The organism is Paenibacillus sp. Paensp38 (genome assembly GCF_059491915.1).
Window position 1 is genome coordinate 1,368,819 of the sequence record NZ_CP168516.1, and the last position, 17,500, is coordinate 1,386,318.

General features: G+C 46.0%; 18 protein-coding genes and 1 other annotated feature. Of the genes, 17 read left to right on the top strand and 1 reads right to left on the bottom strand.

What is annotated here, in order from left to right; all coding sequences use genetic code 11:
* The first annotated feature begins 49 nt into the window (after positions 1-49).
* From ACEN8J_RS06170 to ACEN8J_RS06240, 15 genes are all read left to right on the top strand, one after another.
* Complete coding sequence (locus tag ACEN8J_RS06170; protein ID WP_069010282.1) at positions 50-814, top strand: cell division protein FtsQ/DivIB; 765 nt, start codon at positions 50-52, stop codon at positions 812-814.
* Positions 815-1,013: 199 nt separating this feature from the next.
* Positions 1,014-2,285, top strand: coding sequence for a cell division protein FtsA (gene ftsA, locus ACEN8J_RS06175; RefSeq protein WP_039272246.1), 1,272 nt, complete (start codon positions 1,014-1,016; stop codon positions 2,283-2,285).
* A 67-nt stretch (positions 2,286-2,352) separates the two neighbouring features.
* On the top strand, positions 2,353-3,477 hold the full coding sequence (ftsZ, locus tag ACEN8J_RS06180) for a cell division protein FtsZ (protein WP_013311084.1): 1,125 nt from the start codon (positions 2,353-2,355) through the stop codon (positions 3,475-3,477).
* A 188-nt stretch (positions 3,478-3,665) separates the two neighbouring features.
* Complete coding sequence (gene spoIIGA / locus ACEN8J_RS06185; RefSeq protein ID WP_029517748.1) at positions 3,666-4,652, top strand: sigma-E processing peptidase SpoIIGA; 987 nt, start codon at positions 3,666-3,668, stop codon at positions 4,650-4,652.
* Between the two features lie 105 nt (positions 4,653-4,757).
* Positions 4,758-5,498 (top strand): RNA polymerase sporulation sigma factor SigE, encoded by a 741-nt coding sequence (sigE, locus tag ACEN8J_RS06190; protein ID WP_495594346.1) that lies wholly within the window; start codon positions 4,758-4,760, stop codon positions 5,496-5,498.
* 94 nt (positions 5,499-5,592) lie between these two features.
* A complete protein-coding gene (gene sigG / locus ACEN8J_RS06195) occupies positions 5,593-6,375 on the top strand; it encodes an RNA polymerase sporulation sigma factor SigG (protein WP_007431182.1) in 783 nt (260 codons plus the stop codon).
* 112 nt (positions 6,376-6,487) lie between these two features.
* On the top strand, positions 6,488-6,832 hold the full coding sequence (locus tag ACEN8J_RS06200) for a YlmC/YmxH family sporulation protein (protein ID WP_196245358.1): 345 nt from the start codon (positions 6,488-6,490) through the stop codon (positions 6,830-6,832).
* A gap of 82 nt (positions 6,833-6,914) precedes the next feature.
* Complete coding sequence (gene pgeF, locus ACEN8J_RS06205) at positions 6,915-7,799, top strand: peptidoglycan editing factor PgeF (protein ID WP_340932649.1); 885 nt, start codon at positions 6,915-6,917, stop codon at positions 7,797-7,799.
* 8 nt (positions 7,800-7,807) lie between these two features.
* Positions 7,808-8,509 (top strand): YggS family pyridoxal phosphate-dependent enzyme, encoded by a 702-nt coding sequence (locus ACEN8J_RS06210; RefSeq protein ID WP_029517744.1) that lies wholly within the window; start codon positions 7,808-7,810, stop codon positions 8,507-8,509.
* Positions 8,500-8,952, top strand: a complete 453-nt coding sequence (locus tag ACEN8J_RS06215) for a cell division protein SepF (protein WP_069010286.1) — start codon at positions 8,500-8,502, stop codon at positions 8,950-8,952. Before ACEN8J_RS06210 ends, ACEN8J_RS06215 begins: the two co-directional genes overlap by 10 nt.
* Positions 8,953-8,959: 7 nt before the next feature.
* Positions 8,960-9,217 (top strand): YggT family protein, encoded by a 258-nt coding sequence (locus tag ACEN8J_RS06220; RefSeq protein ID WP_029517743.1) that lies wholly within the window; start codon positions 8,960-8,962, stop codon positions 9,215-9,217.
* 8 nt (positions 9,218-9,225) lie between these two features.
* Positions 9,226-10,008, top strand: a complete 783-nt coding sequence (locus ACEN8J_RS06225) for a YlmH family RNA-binding protein (protein WP_495594347.1) — start codon at positions 9,226-9,228, stop codon at positions 10,006-10,008.
* A 172-nt stretch (positions 10,009-10,180) separates the two neighbouring features.
* Positions 10,181-10,690 (top strand): DivIVA domain-containing protein, encoded by a 510-nt coding sequence (locus tag ACEN8J_RS06230; RefSeq protein WP_023989434.1) that lies wholly within the window; start codon positions 10,181-10,183, stop codon positions 10,688-10,690.
* Positions 10,691-10,857: 167 nt separating this feature from the next.
* Positions 10,858-11,139, top strand: a binding site (T-box leader).
* Positions 11,140-11,218: 79 nt separating this feature from the next.
* Positions 11,219-14,308 (top strand): isoleucine--tRNA ligase, encoded by a 3,090-nt coding sequence (ileS, locus tag ACEN8J_RS06235; RefSeq protein ID WP_495594348.1) that lies wholly within the window; start codon positions 11,219-11,221, stop codon positions 14,306-14,308.
* 185 nt (positions 14,309-14,493) lie between these two features.
* Positions 14,494-14,841: a DUF5665 domain-containing protein gene (locus ACEN8J_RS06240; protein ID WP_029517740.1), complete on the top strand. Its 348-nt coding sequence runs from the start codon at positions 14,494-14,496 to the stop codon at positions 14,839-14,841.
* 22 nt (positions 14,842-14,863) lie between these two features.
* Here ACEN8J_RS06240 and ACEN8J_RS06245 read toward each other — a convergent pair whose 3' ends face one another.
* Complete coding sequence (locus ACEN8J_RS06245; protein WP_069010288.1) at positions 14,864-15,598, bottom strand: TraR/DksA C4-type zinc finger protein; 735 nt, start codon at positions 15,596-15,598, stop codon at positions 14,864-14,866.
* A gap of 235 nt (positions 15,599-15,833) precedes the next feature.
* Between ACEN8J_RS06245 and lspA the strand changes: the two genes are divergently transcribed.
* Positions 15,834-16,325, top strand: coding sequence for a signal peptidase II (lspA, locus tag ACEN8J_RS06250; protein WP_023989430.1), 492 nt, complete (start codon positions 15,834-15,836; stop codon positions 16,323-16,325).
* Position 16,326: 1 nt separating this feature from the next.
* A complete protein-coding gene (locus tag ACEN8J_RS06255) occupies positions 16,327-17,298 on the top strand; it encodes an RluA family pseudouridine synthase (RefSeq protein WP_165149110.1) in 972 nt (323 codons plus the stop codon).
* The last annotated feature ends 202 nt before the right edge of the window (positions 17,299-17,500 follow it).

A 17,500-nucleotide genomic window follows, 5' to 3' on the forward strand; every position in this document is an offset into this window, starting at 1 on the left:
ATGTCCCTCCATTAACGGGGGGACAAAAGGGCTTTTGTGGAGAGAAGCTATGCCAAATGCTCAAATACCTGTTCTTAAAAAGAACAGAACGAAAAAAAGAACAAGCCGAAAGATTGCTATTCTTCTCATTTTGTTGTTTATCGTATTGCTCGCTGTTCTCTTTTTCCGTTCTTCGTTGAGTCGGGTTTCTGAAATTCGTTTTGATGGTAATGTATTTTCGACCCGAGACCAGCTTCTTAACCGAAGCGGTCTGGCTGTTGGAGATCAGTATTTCGGAGTCAGTTCATCTGACATCTCTGAGAAGTTGCGGGAAATTCAATCGATACAGCAAGTCACAGTGGACAAGCAGTTTCCGGGTATTATTGCTATTCACATTAAAGAGTTTGCTACGGTCGCTTACGAGTTGCAGAGTGACGGGAGCCTTCGTGCTATTCTAGCGAATGGGACAAGCGTGGGCGTGGGGAGTAGCGGAATAGCCGTTGAGAAGCCTATTTTGACCAAATGGAAATCTGATGATCCGTACAAAGCAAAGCTGTGTGATGCTTTATCACGCATTCCGGGGGAATGGACTGCCGATATTTCGGAAATCATTCCTGCGCCGATTCCTTCTTTTCCGGACCGCATCAAAATGTACACACGTTCCCAGTTTGAGGTTATAACAACCGTTTCTCTACTGAATTCTAAAATCAGCTATTTGAATCAGGTGCTAGAAACAGAAGATCCCGGTTTGATCACCATGTTGGAGGCGGATTCCTACGTTCCGTTCAAACCAGATACGAGTGAAGAGAGCCAAGAAAAAGATACTACTCAGTGATGTGAAAAAATGCTAGAATTGATTTTATGGGTAATAGACTTGCCTCCTTCTTTTTTCTTCAAATTTTTATGTGACTGCAACCATAAATTGGCTTCTAAAAAATTTGTAGAAAAAAGAGGGAAAGCATGGAGTTTGTTGAATATGTACAGAGTGTGTTTAAAGAACGAAATTCATTTTGGAGTCAGGAGGTGCCACAGACTTGAGCAACAATGACATCATTGTTAGTTTGGACATCGGTACATCCAAAGTTCGGGCTATTATTGGGGAAATGAATAATGGAACCTTTAATATTATTGGAGTTGGATCTGCCGACTCGGAAGGGATTCGCAAAGGTGCAATTGTAGACATTGATCAAACCGTGCAATCAATCCGTAACGCCGTGGATCACGCAGAACGCATGGTTGGTATTCAAATAACAGAAGTGTATGTGGGGATTTCAGGCAATCATATTGGCCTGCAAAATAGTCATGGCGTAGTAGCTGTGTCCAACGAGGACCGTGAAATCGGTGAGGAGGACATTGAGCGTGTACTGAAGGCAGCTGAAGTTATTGCCGTACCACCGGAGAGGGAAATTATTGACGTGGTAGCCAAGCAGTACGTCGTTGATGGCCTTGAAGGCATTCAGGACCCTCGCGGTATGATTGGAGTTCGTCTCGAAGTAGAGGCTACGATTGTTACTGGAGGCAAGACCCCGATACATAATCTGTTGCGCTGCGTTGAGAAAGCTGGCTTGAGGATTAAAGATCTGGTCTTGCTGCCTCTTGGAGCCGGACAATTGTCTCTTTCGAAGGATGAAAAGGTGATGGGTTCAGTTCTGGTGGATATTGGTGCAGGTTCTACGAATGTTGCCATTTTCCAGGAAGGAACGATTGTTGCCACATCAACACTTCCGATTGGTGGAGAGTTTGTAACCAATGATATTGCCTACGGACTGAGAACCCTTACCGATCAAGCCGAAAAAGTAAAGCTTAAATACGGCTGCGCATGGTATGATGATGCGGCAGTCGATGTCGTCTTTAAAGTGACACGTATCGGCAGTAATGTGGATAAGGAGTTTAACCAGCAGGATTTGGCTGCTATTATTGAGCCGAGAGTGCAGGAAATTTTTCAACTCATTCAGGCGGAAGTTAAGCGCTTGGGTTACACAGAGCTTCCGGGAGGTTATATACTTACCGGAGGCACCGTCTCCATGCCTGGTGTACTTCAGGTGGCACAAAGCGAACTGGCCGCTTCCGTAAGGATCGCCGTACCTGATTTTATCGGTGTAAGGGATCCGGGCTACACGAGCGGGGTTGGAATCTTGCATAATGCTATTCGTTACTATCGCGGAAGATCGACTAGCGTTAGCAACAGTGGCGGAAGTGCCAAGAAGCCGACTAACCGAACCAAAAGCAGTAGTCCCGTTGCGGAAGGTGAGCAAAAGCAGGGGTTGATTGAACGATTAAAAAATATGTTCAGTGAATTTATATAACGTTCATTGCTAATTATGCCAATCATGGACGGGCCATCCATGCACATTGAGGGGGAGATGGAATAGTATGTTGGAATTTGATTTTGAAATGGAGAGCTTGGCTCAAATTAAAGTGATCGGCGTCGGAGGCGGCGGCAGCAATGCGGTTAACCGAATGATCGAAAATGGTGTTCAGGGTGTGGAGTTCATTACAGTCAATACAGATGCCCAAGCACTTCATTTAGCGAAGTCTGAGCATAAGCTTCAAATTGGCGATAAGCTGACCCGCGGTCTGGGTGCCGGCGCTAACCCAGATGTGGGTAAAAAAGCGGCTGAAGAGTCGCGTGAGCTCATTATGAATACGCTCAAAGGTGCGGATATGGTATTCGTAACGGCGGGAATGGGTGGCGGTACAGGAACCGGAGCGGCTCCTGTCATTGCTGAAATTGCCAAGGAATGCGGCGCGCTGACTGTAGGCGTGGTAACCCGACCGTTCACGTTTGAAGGGCGTAAGCGCTCCAATCAAGCTGAACTTGGTATTGAGGGATTAAAAGAAAAAGTAGACACTTTGATTGTAATCCCGAATGACCGCTTGCTTGAAATTGTGGACAAGAAAACCCCGATGTTGGAAGCATTCCGTGAAGCGGACAATGTTCTGCGTCAGGCGGTACAAGGTATTTCAGATTTGATCGCTGTACCGGGTCTAATCAACCTTGACTTTGCTGACGTTAAGACGATCATGACGGAGCGTGGTTCCGCTTTGATGGGGATTGGCGAAGCAACTGGTGAAAATCGTGCGGCTGAAGCTGCACGCAAGGCGATTATGAGCCCGTTGTTGGAGACATCCATTGAAGGTGCTCGTGGTGTGATTATGAACATCACTGGCGGCAACAACCTGTCTCTGTATGAGGTTAATGAGGCAGCTGAAATTGTAACATCGGCTTCCGATCCGGAAGTAAACATGATTTTTGGTGCTATCATTGACGAAGAGTTGAAAGAAGAGATCAAGGTTACCGTCATTGCCACTGGCTTTGAAGGCAAGCCAAGTCAACCGGCACCGGGACGTAAACCGGCAGCTAACCCAGCTACTTCCGAATCGGCGGAAAAAGGCTCTCCTAACTTGCGTCCATTTGGTAACACTCAAAGCAGTGATCAATTAGACATTCCTACATTTTTACGTAACCGTTCGCGCAATAATAATAACGATAACTAGTTTCAATTCAGACTGCCCGCATTCTCCCTGGAGATGCGGGCTTCTTTCTGTTTTCCGTATCCTGCAGTTCAGGTGCTTCTCCTCTTTCCGACAAAATTAGTCGGTCACCGTCCCCACCGTTAGACAGACTTTGAACAGCATGACTACTATACTTAAGCCTATCCTGCAAACGCTGGGCGGGTGAAGCCTTGGTTGTTTATATCGACTTGATTTTTTTGGCCAATTTGTTCATTGATGCTGTGCTGCTGATGGTCACCGCTTGGATGAGAAAAATCCGTCCGGTGTGGTGGAGGTTGATGGCTTCAGCTGGAATCGGCGCAATGTACGTGGTCATGATGTTTGTGCCGGAACTGTCCTTTTTATTTACGTTCCTGATCAAACTGGCATTATCGGTCATAATGCTGCTGGTGGCTTTTGGATTTGGCAGCATGCAAAAGTATCTTCGTACAATGGGTGCCTTTTACATGATCAATTTTGTAGCTGCAGGTGGCATTTTGGGGATGCATTATTTTCTCCAAAATACAGGGGAACTGTTTAATGGCATCTGGTACACCGCTTCAGGAGGAATGTCTTTTGAACTGAAAATTGCATTCTGGTTTATTTTATGCGCATTTGGCGGAGTGATGCTTTTCTTTCGAATTGTGCAGTCCTCAAAGCAGCGCACAGAAAGGATGAGTGGGTTTCTGGGACAAGTGCAGGTGTGGATTGGGCAGGATCATATTGAGTGTACAGGCTTGTTGGATACAGGTAACCAGCTCCATGATCCTTTGACCCGAACCCCGGTGATGGTCATGGAGGCAGCATTGTGGGAGTCGTATTTGCCCGCTTCCTGGCTCCAAAAATGTTCTGAGGGTAATGCTGACCAACTGGTGATGGAACTGGGAGACGAATCGTTTAGCTGGCAGGATCGTGTTCGTCTCGTCCCCTATCGTGGAATTAACCGCAGTCATTCCTTTATGCTTGCCCTTAAACCAGACCGGGTAGAGGTGGTGATGAATGGGGTTCATTTTGTACATCATCGAGTGTTGATTGGCTTGGACGGGGGAACATTGTCGGCAGAGGGGAAGTATCGCGCCATCATCCACCCGGATGTGACGGCACAAGAAGGGGGCAGTGCTGATACCAACCAGAAACGAGATGCACATTTGAGTGAACATTTTACAGAATCAGGATGATGGAGCATAACACAAAATGATGTTTGAAGGCGACAAGAAATATCCAATGGTGAAATGCACGGAGCACAGCAGGAATTGCACTATTTTCAAAAGGGGGAGAATGATATGCGAGAACAGATGAAATTGAAGATGAAAATTAGGCTAGCGTTGCAACTGCAATATTATCGTATTTTATTTTTACTTGGGCTGAAAAGTGAAGAAATTTATTATATTGGCGGCAGCGAGGCGCTCCCCCCACCGCTGACGAGAGACGAAGAAGATTATTTGCTGGGAAAACTTTCTTCTGGAGATGCGGCAGTACGGTCGATGCTAATCGAAAGAAATTTGCGGTTAGTCGTATATATTGCCCGCAAATTTGAGAATACGGGCATCAACATTGAAGATCTCGTATCCATCGGTGCTATTGGACTAATCAAAGCGGTTAACACTTTTGATCCGGAGAAGAAAATCAAACTTGCCACCTATGCGTCCCGATGCATTGAGAATGAGATTTTGATGTATTTGCGTCGCAATAGTAAAACAAGAACGGAAGTTTCTTTTGATGAGCCTCTGAATATTGATTGGGACGGTAACGAGTTGTTGCTTTCCGATGTGATGGGGACGGAAAATGATACCATTTACCGTAATATTGAAGAGCAGGTAGACCGTAAATTATTGCATAAAGCACTGGATAAGTTGACGGATCGAGAGCGTTTGATTATGGAGCTGCGCTTCGGCTTACAAGACGGAGAAGAGAAGACACAGAAGGATGTTGCTGACCTGTTGGGTATCTCGCAATCGTATATTTCGCGTCTGGAAAAACGAATAATAAAGCGCTTACGAAAAGAATTTAATAAAATGGTATAATGCATGGGTATCCGGAAGCGATGGAAACGGCGAATAAAAAAATGCCCTCAGGAGATAATGTACATTAATGTTGCTCCTTGGGAGGTAAGACACGATGACCCGAAACAAAGTGGAAATTTGCGGTGTGGATACCGCCAAACTGCCGGTATTAACCAATGCAGAAATGCGCGAGTTGTTCACATCACTTCAGCAAAATAATGAACGATCAGCCAGAGAAAAATTGGTCAACGGCAATCTCCGACTCGTCCTGAGTGTCATTCAACGATTTAACAATCGGGGAGAGTTTGTGGACGATTTGTTTCAGGTAGGATGTATCGGCCTAATGAAGGCGATTGATAATTTTGACCTTTCGCAAAACGTAAAGTTCTCCACTTACGCGGTGCCGATGATTATCGGAGAGATCCGCCGTTATTTGCGGGATAACAATCCGATCCGTGTATCCCGTTCGTTACGGGATATTGCATATAAGGCGCTTCAGGTGCGGGACAGTCTGACGAATCTGAACTCGCGGGAACCAACGATTTTTGAAATTTCAGAGGCACTGAATGTGCCTAAAGAAGATGTTGTGTTCGCGTTGGATGCAATTCAGGATCCGGTTTCGCTGTTCGAGCCGATATATCACGACGGGGGCGACCCAATCTATGTGATGGATCAGATCAGTGATGACAGAAATAAAGACGTCTCATGGATTGAGGAAATCGCTCTGCGAGAAGCGATGCATCGCCTGGGCCAGCGTGAAAAGATGATATTGTCTATGCGTTTTTATGAAGGAAAGACGCAAATGGAGGTTGCCGACGAAATCGGTATCTCTCAAGCCCAGGTTTCAAGATTAGAGAAGTCGGCTATACAGCAAATGCAAAAACATGTAAAGTCCTAATGAAATGAATGCTGGAATGATTAAGTGACAAAAACGATCCCGTGCGGATCGTTTTTGCGTTTGTAGGACATTTTTTTGGCTCTTCCACTCATATAGTGAAATAAAGGATGTGATGCGTGTGAATGCACCGGAAACGTCAGTAAGAGCCATGAAAATTTCCGAGTTTCAAACCAAGGATGTCATTAACATTGTAGATGGACGACGTCTGGGACAAATCAGTGATCTGGAGATTGACGTACGACAAGGGAAAATTGAAGCTATTGTGGTTCCGGGCAGCAGTCGATTCATGGGCTGGTTTGGAGGGGGAAGCGAATTGGTTATTCCGTGGCGCAACATTGTGAAAATTGGTTCGGATGTTGTGCTTGTTCGATTGGAGGGATTGCATGAGCCACCGGATGAAAGGGAGGAAAAGCCGTATATCGAACGTCAGGAGCGGAATGACCGACGGGTCTTTTGAACAAGAGGGACACGTAATTTAGTATGTTGTGAAGACACAGCGGCGGCTTTTTGGTACACTGGGCAGTAGAGGTGAGAACAAAATGGAACCGTTTATAGTGAATACCGAGGCTACGGGGGCTATGCCAATGCAAGATGGCGGACGTCCCGTACCGGAGTTGTTATATATTCAATCTTGGGAGCGGCAGGTTCAGGGATTAACAGCGGGTTTTACAGGTCGTCATGGAGGTGTCAGTGAGGTTCCCTACGCTAGTCTGAACTGTGCGTTTCATGTAGGAGATGACCCCGAGAAAGTCATTCGTAACCGGCGGCTCATTGCAAAGCAACTTGGTTTTGCTGCTGAAGCATGGACGTGCGGTGAGCAGGTTCATGGTCATCATGTTGCTGTGGTCAAGGCTACTGACCGCGGGCGGGGCTTTATAGATCGTGCATCCGCTTTTCAGGACACAGATGGACTATTGACGAATGTACCTGGCATTTTGCTGACGTCTTTTTATGCAGACTGTGTACCCTTATATTTTTGTGATCCAGTGCGCCGTGTGATTGGGCTGGCGCATGCAGGCTGGAAGGGAACCGTTGCGGAAATTGCATTGAAAATGGTACAGACCATGCAAAACGAATATGGATCTCAGCCGTCAGATATACTAGCAGCTATTGGTCCTTCCATTGGTTCTGAATCCTATGAGGTGGATGAGCACGTGATGAACCGAATTCGGGTTTTGGAGCATGATTGCCCGGGTAATGATAAATGGGAAGGTTGTGTTTACTTCCCCTTAGCCGACGGTAAAACACTACTTGACTTGAAACAATGCAATCGACACATTATGATGAAAGCAGGAATATTGCCGAGCCATATCGAATGTACTACCTTATGCACGAGTAGCCGTAGCGATTTGTTTTTTTCATATCGCAAAGAAGGCGGCGTCACAGGAAGAATGGCGAGTTGGATTGGTCTGGAAGAGAGGTGAGTCCTCCCGTGTCTTTGGAGGAACGAATTAAAGAAGTGAATGCCCGTGTAGAAGCGGCATGTGCCCGAAGCGGACGTTCGCGTGATGAAGTAAATGTGATCGCTGTCACGAAATATGTTTCGGCGGCGACAATGACATCGGTATTGGATAGCGACTTAGAGCATGTGGGCGAAAATCGCTGGCAGGATGCTGCGGATAAATGGAGTAAGCTGGGTGACCGGGGAACGTGGCATTTTATTGGTCATCTCCAAACGAATAAAGTTAAAGATGTAATTGGAAAATTTAAATTTATACATTCGCTTGACCGCTTATCACTCGCTCAGGAATTGGATAAGAAGGCAGCTGCTCTGGGACTGCGAGTTAAAGCTTTTGTGCAAGTCAATATTTCTGGGGAAATGTCCAAATATGGCTTGTCCTCTGAGGCGGTTGTCCCCTTTTTGGAACAAATTCGCGAGCTGGAACATGTGGACGTGATTGGCTTGATGACGATGGCTCCTCATGAGGAAGACCCGGAAAAAACTCGGCCTGTATTTCGGGGATTGCGTGAATTACGGGATAGGTTAAATGGACAAGCCTTGACCAGGGAACCCATCGTTCACTTGTCTATGGGGATGTCCAATGATTTTGAAGTGGCGGTTGAAGAAGGAGCGACCTGGCTGCGGCTTGGTTCCGTACTGGTCGGACGAGAGGAGGATTTCCATTGGGCGTAATGAATAAGTTCATGAACTTTCTGGGGCTTCAGGAAGAAGAGGAAGTTATAGAGCGAGAGGTTATGAATACGCAGGAAGATCAAGAAATTGAAACCCCAAGCTTTGATAAACGTAAGAACCAGAAGGGCACTAATGTTGTCAGCATCCATTCACAGAAAAATGTGAAAGTTGTCCTGTATGAGCCGCGTTCTTATGATGAAGCACAGGAAATTGCCGACCATATCCGTTCCCATCGCACCGTCGTAGTCAATTTGCAACGAATTCGCAAGGATCAGGCGCTACGCATTATTGATTTTTTGAGTGGTACTGTGTATGCACTGGGTGGTGGTATTTCCAAGGTCGGGAACAATATTTTTCTGTGTACACCAGATACGGTTGAGATTCAAGGCTCTATTACGGAAATACTGGCTGACACTGAACAAGAACTTAACAGAATGAGGTGAACTTTTCTTGATCGAGGTAATTTACTGGCTATTTCAGATTTATTCGTACATGATCATTGCATATGTTCTGCTGTCATGGCTTCCTAATGCTAGAGAGAGTGTGATTGGTGATTTACTTGCCAAGTTTGTGGAGCCGTATTTGTCTCCTTTTCGCAGGTTTATACCGCCAATCTTCGGGATGATTGATATTTCTCCCATCGTTGCGCTGATTGCTCTGCGTTTTGCGTCGTACGGTTTGATTTCTTTAATTGGTAAGCTCGTCTAGGAGGAGTTATGCGAACTGAGATTTATGAGCATTTTCACCCGGATGAACGGGATTATGTGGATCGTGCTTCCGAATGGATCAGTCATGCGGGGGCTTATCATGAGCAGAAGCTGACTGATTTTTTGGACCCGCGCCAACAGTACATATTGGAGACACTTGCTTCGAAGGAAGACAAGGTCACGATTAGGGTAGATGGCGGATACATGGCTTCGGAACGAAAGCGGGCGCTGATTGCGCCCGATTATTCGGATTTGGACGGTGAGGAGATGGGGATTCAGGTCCTTTCCATCACATCTGACGATCTTAAAATAGGTACCCTTGAGCACGGTGATTATCTAGGTGCCCTACTGGGACTTGGAATCAAACGTGGGAAAATTGGAGATATTCATGTACTGGATGATGGGTGTCATGTATTGGTAGCTTCAGAGATCGGTGATTTTATGACGATGCATTTGCAGCAGGTACACCGTGTTCATGTATGGACAGAACTGTTGCCTGTAGCGAGTCTGCGAACGAAGGAAGTTGCATTAGAGACGCTAGACCTGACGGTCGCTTCTTTGCGTCTGGACGGTATTGCCAGCGATGTGTACAAGCTAAGCCGCAGTAAAATATTAACACCGATTCGGGCGGGACGATGCAGGGTAAATTGGAAGGTGGAGGAGAATCCATCCACTCCACTTAAAGCTGGAGACGTTATTTCCATGCAGGGTTTTGGGCGTTTCAAAGTGCTTGAAACAGACGGGATGACAAAAAAGGGAAGATTCCGTGTCAAAATTGGTAAGTTTGTATAGCTGTAGGCAGGAATCACGAGCTTTCTGTCGAAAGAATTAAGCTATAGCGAAGAACTGGAACGATTTTGCTCTGTACAGTATTCACAAAACGGGGTATGATGACCGATAGATGATAGTGAGCGTCGTGACGCGGAAAATGTATTTTTTGTCAATCTTATAGGAGGTGGACGGCATGCCATTAACGCCATTGGATATACATAACAAGGAATTTGCCCGCCGGCTTCGCGGTTATGATGAGGATCAGGTTAATGAATTTTTGGATCAGGTGATCAAAGATTACGAGGGCGTTATTCGTGAAAATAAAGAACTGAGCACCGAGTTGTTGAACGTACAGGAGAAGCTCGATCATTTCGCGACCATTGAGGATACGCTGAGTAAGACGATTATCGTAGCGCAGGAAGCCGCAGATGAAGTTCGTAACAACGCCAAGAAAGAATCCCAACTGATCGTGAAGGAAGCGGAAAAAAATGCGGACCGTATTGTGAACGAAGCATTGTCCAAATCCCGCAAGATCGCGTTGGAGGTTGAAGAGCTGAAGAAGCAGGCATCGATTTACCGAGCACGGTTTCGTACACTGGTGGAAGCACAGCTTGACTTGTTAAGCCAAGACGGCTGGGAAGCTCTTGAAAACCGGGAACGCGAAGTACTGGAGCGCGAGCGTGAGATGAAAGAAATTTATTAATTTCATTTCTGACAAGCTTTTATTAGGCGTTGTTAGGGTTGACTTTTTACTTTAAACAGGCTATAACTGTAAATACTATACTGAATTCAATGATTATCCGTCCGTCGGCTGATGGTTGTTATTCAAGGTAACGATGTTGCTGTTTAATATTCGATGAATTTAACATGTTTAATTCGTTGATGGGAACGAGTACGTCATGATTTGTCCCTCAGAGAGTTGGCCTTCCGGTGCAAGCCAACGTTCAGAACATGACCGAAGATCCTCCCGGAGAAGTGAGCTGAAGCGCTTAAGATGTATGGCGTGTGTAAGCAATCACCGTTTGCCATGCGTTATAATGGCGCCCTGCTGTAGTTGAGTGGGGCTCAGAGAGCCGTGATGAGACTGTATTTTTAGAATGGTCTATTTTTACGGAATCAGGGTGGTAACGCGAGCACAGTCTCGTCCCTTTACAGGGATGGGGCTTTTTTTGTTGCTTTTTTTAGGAAATGCTAGGGAAATCAATGATGAGCAGAGAGGGAGTATGACAGTATGAACAGAGTGGATGTTAAAGAAAAAGCACGGTCCCGTGACCTGCGCATCCTGAGCAAATGGAAGCAGGAGGACACATTCCGTAAATCCATTACAAATCGTGAAGGAAAGCCAAATTTTGTGTTCTATGAGGGCCCACCAACAGCTAACGGTAAACCGCATATCGGTCACGTGCTGGGCCGTGTAATTAAGGATTTTGTGGGCCGCTATCAGACAATGAAGGGATACCGCGTCGTACGTAAGGCAGGCTGGGACACGCATGGCTTGCCGGTAGAATTAGGTGTACAGAAGCAACTGGGGATCTCCCATAAACCTGAAATTGAAGAATACGGCGTTGAAAAGTTTATAAAAAAATGTAAGGCGAGCGTGTTTGAGTACGAGCAACAATGGCGTGATCTAACCGAAGCGATCGGATACTGGACAGACCTCGATAACCCGTACATTACATTGGATAATAACTATATCGAGAGCGTATGGAACATTTTGGCGACCATTCATGAAAAAGATCTGCTGTATCGTGGTCATCGTGTGAGTCCGTATTGTCCGGATTGTCAGACAACGCTAAGTTCTCATGAAGTAGCGCAGGGCTACAAAGATGTAAAGGATCTGAGTGCCACGGCCAAGTTCAAGTTGCATAGTAGTGGTGAATATGTACTGGCTTGGACGACAACACCTTGGACCTTGCCGAGTCACGTGGCGCTCGCCGTCAACCCTGAACTGGAATATGCACGTGTGAAGCAGGAAGACGGTGTATACATCGTTGCTAAAAATCTGGTTGAAGACGTAATTAAAGGCGAGCATGAAGTGATTGGCACGCTATCTGGTTCAGAACTGGTTGGCCAAACCTATACCCCGCCATTTACGTATTTTCAGGTTGAGAAGGGTAATCAGATTCTGGGTGCGAAGTTCGTAACAGATTCCAGCGGTACAGGTATCGTTCATATGGCTCCAGCGCATGGTGAAGATGATTACCGGGTATGTCGTGAAAATGGTGTTGAGTTCATCAACGTGGTGGATCTTCAAGGTAACTATGTAGAGGAAATCACTGATTTTGCAGGTCGTTTTGTGAAAGACTGTGATGTAGATATTGTAAAAATGCTGTCCGAAAAAGGCCTGCTGTACAGCAAGGAAAAATACGAGCATAGCTATCCGTTCTGCTGGCGTTGCGATACTCCATTATTGTACTATGCTATGGACAGTTGGTTTATCAAAACAACTGCGATCAAGGATCAACTGATTGCCAACAACAGCGAAGTCGAATGGTATCCGGGTCATGTACGTGAAGGACGTTTTGGCAAGTTTTTGGAGGAACTGGTGGATTGGAACATCAGTCGTGATCGCTATTGGGGTACACCGCTAAACATCTGGGTTTGTGAGGAAACTGGAGAACAGTTTGCTCCGCATAGTATTGCTGAATTGAGGGAACGTGCGATTGGCGACGTACCAGCGGACATCGAGCTGCACAAACCATATGTAGATGATATTAAGGTTCGTAGCCAATGCGGTAAATACGAAATGACTCGTACACCGGAAGTGATCGACGTATGGTTTGATAGCGGCTCCATGCCGTTTGCACAGCATCATTATCCTTTTGAAAATAATGAAACGTTCGAGCAACAATTTCCGGCAGACATGATCTGTGAAGGGATTGACCAGACTCGTGGCTGGTTCTATAGCTTGCTTGCGGTTTCGACTATGCTGACTGGCAAAGCTTCTTATAAAGCTGTCATGGCGACAGGCCATGTACTGGATGAGCAAGGGCAGAAAATGTCCAAATCAAAGGGTAATGTTATTGATCCGTGGGAAGTGATTGACGAGTACGGTACAGATGCTTTCCGCTGGGCATTGCTGTCCGATAGTGCACCATGGAATAGCAAACGTTTTTCCAAAGGCATCGTAGGTGAGGCTAAATCGAAGCTGGTAGATACGCTTGTGAATACACACGCATTTCTGACTCTGTATGCGGATATCGACGGATTTGATCCGGCACAGCACCCGTTCAAACCATCGGCTCATAAGTTGGATCGCTGGATTTTGTCCCGTCTGAACAGCCTGATTTTGGTAGTGGACAAAGCGCTGGCTGTAAATGACTTCCTGAACTCATCCAAAGCAATTGAGTCGTTTGTGGATGAGCTGAGCAACTGGTATATCCGTCGTTCACGCGACCGATTCTGGGGCAATGGTCTTACAGAAGATAAGCTGGATGCATACCGTACACTGACTGAAGTGCTGTTAACGACTGCCAAACTGCTTGCGCCGTTTATACCACTGCTTGCAGAGGATATTTACCTCAACCTGAGTAACGGGGAAAGTGTTCATCTGGATGATTATCCGACTGCCAATGAATCCTTGATCGATCTGGAATTGGAACGAGATATGGAAACGGCACGTCGTGTCGTTGAATTGGCGCGTAACGTCCGCAACGAAACGGGTTTGAAAACGCGTCAACCGTTGTCCGAGTTGATTCTATCCATGGATCAAGATTTTGAACTGAGTGGCTATGAGGAGATCATCAAAGATGAGATTAACGTGAAGCATATTCATGTTGAGACGGACGATAGCGGCTTTGTAGATTTTACACTGAAACTGAATTTGAAAGTAGCAGGCAAGAAATACGGCAAAAATGTCGTTTTCCTACAAAACTTTTTCAAAGGAATGTCTGCTGAGGATACCCGTACTGTTGTAGAACAGGGAATGTTAAATGTCGCTTCTCCAGAAGGTGAAGAGCTACAAGTTACAGCTGAAGAATTGCTGGTAGAGAAAAAAGCGAAAGAAGGCTTCGCTTCTGCTTCCGGTTATGGCTTAACGGTAGCGTTGAACACGGACATTACACCGGAGCTGGAGCAAGAGGGCTGGGTACGTGAAGTGGTTCGTGCGGTACAGGATTACCGTAAAAAACTGGATCTGCCGATTGAAAAGTATGTGGCATTGACGTTGGATGTAGATAACGAGCTGCGCCAGGCCATCGCAAGCTTCGACACTGTGTTGCGTGAGAACGTATTGGTTACGACTGTGACATTTGGTCAAGCCGAACCGGCAGAACATGTGGAAGTGAACGGTAAAACCATCGGCGTTCATATTGGGGAATAATTACAAGCCCCCTGTCCCATAATACAATAACAGGCAGCATATAAAAACGAGCCTAAGCATCGGAAACGGGTTTTCTCCGTTACGTGCTTCGGCTCGTTTGCTGCGTTCAGGGCAGCCATGGGAAAAGGGGGATTGTGCACATGACGGCACGATCAAGGCGTAGACAGAAGAGGAGTCTCCGAGGGATGAACGGAGAAGGAGCTGCCATAGCCACAGATAAAAGCAAAATAGGTAATCAGACAGAGCGATTAAGTCGTGTTGAAAAGCTGATACGTGCTGTCTCAGAGCAGATGGAACGGACACGTATTGCAGATTACGCTTTGCTGTTGAATAAGCCTTGGCGATTGCTCTGGCTAAATCTAATATCAGGCGTTTCCCGGGGAATCGGCATTGCGCTAGGTTTTACTTTTTTTGCCGCTACCATTATTTATGTGCTGCAAGTGCTCGGAGCGTTGAATTTGCCGATTATCGGTGATTATATCGCTGATATTGTACGGATCGTACAACGACAATTGGAGCTTACTACCTATTAGGAAGCGATTTCCACCTTGAAGTTCACGATTCGTCTTCGTGCGTATCCGGCTCCAGTAGACCTTCGCCCTCGCCATCTTCGATATAACGCTGATAAATGGAACTGCGAATAACGGATACATTTTGTCCATAAATGTCAGTAGCAACAAAGCTTTCGTATGGTTCTACGAAGCCCATATTATCATCGCCTGCTTCAATTTCCATATCATCATAACTGTGGATTTCTCCGCTTTCGGCCATGGCTGGGGTGTTAGAGGTACCCCAATTTTCGACGATCTGCCAGGCATCTTCACCGTCAAAGCCGTTTTGATCATCACGCTCATCCAGACTCGTTCTGCCGAACGAGGGAGCGAGAAATTCTTCCTCCACTGGGCGGCGGTTAGACACTTCTGTTTCGGGACTGTACTCTTTGCAGTAAATGGTATAGGGAACAGCCAGTAGCCGTTCATAGGGAATAGGTTTACCGCTGGCGGCGCAAATGCCGTAGGTCCCCTTGTCCATTGCCATCAAGGCTGATTTGATACGTTCCAATTGAAACTCATCATGCTCCAATAAGGAAATATCTTTGGCTCGCTCGTAGGTTTCGGTAGCCAGATCGCCTGGATGGTTATCAATGGGAGAAAGCTCACCGGTTTGATCGCGCTGTGAATCACCGAGTCCGTAATGGTCGTTGTTTTGCAAGCGATGCTCAATTTCCTTTTTGCGTTCCAGCAGTTCGTTACGCAGACCCTGCAATTGTTGCTCCGTCAATGGGGACATGGAATCCTCTCCTTGTTCTAGGTTTCATGCGCATGCGTTGTGTCGAGTATGCTCCTTGTAGTTTGCACCGGGAAGACCTCTTTTACATAGGAAATTCTAATCAAATGCGAAGGAGTTCATTTTATGGATGGTCTGTGCTTGATAGCTTGCGGGTTTCGTGGACGATCTGAGAACGCTTATGCTACAATAAATGGGTTCAACAACGGATATAAGCGGATCGGAGTGACGAAGGACTGTGATTTATTTTGGTATTGCGCTAATAATTTTTTTGATTGATCAGGGAGTCAAATATTTGGTGGCTACACGAATGGAATTGTACGAACAAATACCAGTCATCGGCAATTTCTTTTTAATCACCTCCCATCGTAATCGTGGAGCTGCTTTTGGGATTTTGGAAGGTCAACGTTGGCTTTTTATCGTGATTACAATTGTAGTGGTGATTGGTATCGTCTGGTATCTGCGAAAAACAGTTAAGGCTGGACAAAAGCTACTTCCTGTTGCGCTAAGTTTAGTGCTGGGGGGAGCAGTCGGTAACTTTCTGGATCGGGCTATTTCAGGGGAAGTGGTTGATTTTGCACAATTTAATTTTGGAAGCTATACGTTCCCCATTTTTAATGTGGCAGATTCGGCAATTGTCATCGGTGTAGCATTGATTATTTTGGATACATTGCTGGAATCGCGTCGGGAAAAGGGAAATGGCAATGATAGCATCGAAGGGAAGTCATAGCATGAGCGAAGTGAATGAAAATGGCGAAGCCGCAGGTCTGTCTTATGAGGACGAACTGGAGGGTGAATCTCTGGAATGGACAGCGGCTTCCGGGGATGCCAAAACGCGTATTGACAAATATATCGCCGAAGAAATGAAGGAAGTGTCTCGTTCTCAGATACAGCTGTGGATCGGAAATGGTCGTGTGCTGGTGAACGGTACGACAATTAAGGCGAACTACAAGCTGGCTGAAGGAGACCGGATTGTATTATCAGTACCGGAAGCAGAAACTGTAGATATTGTTCCAGAGAATATTCCGTTGGATGTCGTTTACGAGGACTCGGACGTTATTGTTATTAACAAGCAACGTGGTCTGGTCGTGCATCCTGCACCGGGACACTCTTCGGGAACATTAGTTAACGCACTGATGTACCATTGTCACGATCTTTCGGGCATTAACGGGGAATTACGTCCTGGTATTGTTCACCGTATTGATAAGGATACATCAGGACTGCTAATGGCGGCTAAAAATGATCAGGCTCACGCATCACTTGCAGCACAGCTTAAGGATCATAGTGTGACTCGGAAATATATAGCCTTAGTTCACGGTCATTTGAGCCACGATCAGGGAACGGTAGATGCTCCGATTGGCCGCGATTCGGGTGATCGCAAATTGTTTACAGTGACGGAACGTAACAGCAAGCATGCCGTCACCCATTTTCTCGTCATTGAACGATTGGGGGATTATACCCTCCTTGAACTTCAATTGGAAACAGGACGAACACATCAAATTCGTGTTCACATGAAATTTATTGGACACCCATTGGTTGGTGACCCTATGTATGGGCGCAGCAAAGGGGTTCGTATGGATGGTCAGGCGCTGCATGCGGCGGTACTGGGCTTTAAGCACCCATCCACTGGAGAATACATGGAATTCAGCAGACCGATTCCTCCTGATATGGAGGATGTGTTAGCATCCTTGCGTAGTCGTTAAAACAATGGTGATTTGCATTCCTATTCACAAACCTGAATAAATTATTAAGTTAAACCGCCTAAATGGCGGTTTTTTTATTGTGAGACAAGGCATGGGTAAAAACAACTATGGATAATTATACAATTACATTGTATAATTATTAAAGTGCTTCCGGTGGTTCCGGTTGAACGGGTGTTGACACACGATTTTCAATCTGTCATAC

Coding starts and splice junctions, on each gene's coding strand:
- ACEN8J_RS06225 (WP_495594347.1), top strand. CDS start 9,226: ATGCGAACTGAGATTTATGAGCATTTTCACCCGGATGAACGGGATTAT.
- ileS (WP_495594348.1), top strand. CDS start 11,219: ATGAACAGAGTGGATGTTAAAGAAAAAGCACGGTCCCGTGACCTGCGC.
- ACEN8J_RS06255 (WP_165149110.1), top strand. CDS start 16,327: ATGAGCGAAGTGAATGAAAATGGCGAAGCCGCAGGTCTGTCTTATGAG.
- pgeF (WP_340932649.1), top strand. CDS start 6,915: ATGGAACCGTTTATAGTGAATACCGAGGCTACGGGGGCTATGCCAATG.
- ACEN8J_RS06200 (WP_196245358.1), top strand. CDS start 6,488: ATGCGTGTGAATGCACCGGAAACGTCAGTAAGAGCCATGAAAATTTCC.
- sigG (WP_007431182.1), top strand. CDS start 5,593: ATGACCCGAAACAAAGTGGAAATTTGCGGTGTGGATACCGCCAAACTG.
- ftsZ (WP_013311084.1), top strand. CDS start 2,353: ATGTTGGAATTTGATTTTGAAATGGAGAGCTTGGCTCAAATTAAAGTG.
- sigE (WP_495594346.1), top strand. CDS start 4,758: ATGCGAGAACAGATGAAATTGAAGATGAAAATTAGGCTAGCGTTGCAA.
- ACEN8J_RS06240 (WP_029517740.1), top strand. CDS start 14,494: ATGAACGGAGAAGGAGCTGCCATAGCCACAGATAAAAGCAAAATAGGT.
- ACEN8J_RS06245 (WP_069010288.1), bottom strand. CDS start 15,598: ATGTCCCCATTGACGGAGCAACAATTGCAGGGTCTGCGTAACGAACTG.
- ACEN8J_RS06170 (WP_069010282.1), top strand. CDS start 50: ATGCCAAATGCTCAAATACCTGTTCTTAAAAAGAACAGAACGAAAAAA.
- ACEN8J_RS06230 (WP_023989434.1), top strand. CDS start 10,181: ATGCCATTAACGCCATTGGATATACATAACAAGGAATTTGCCCGCCGG.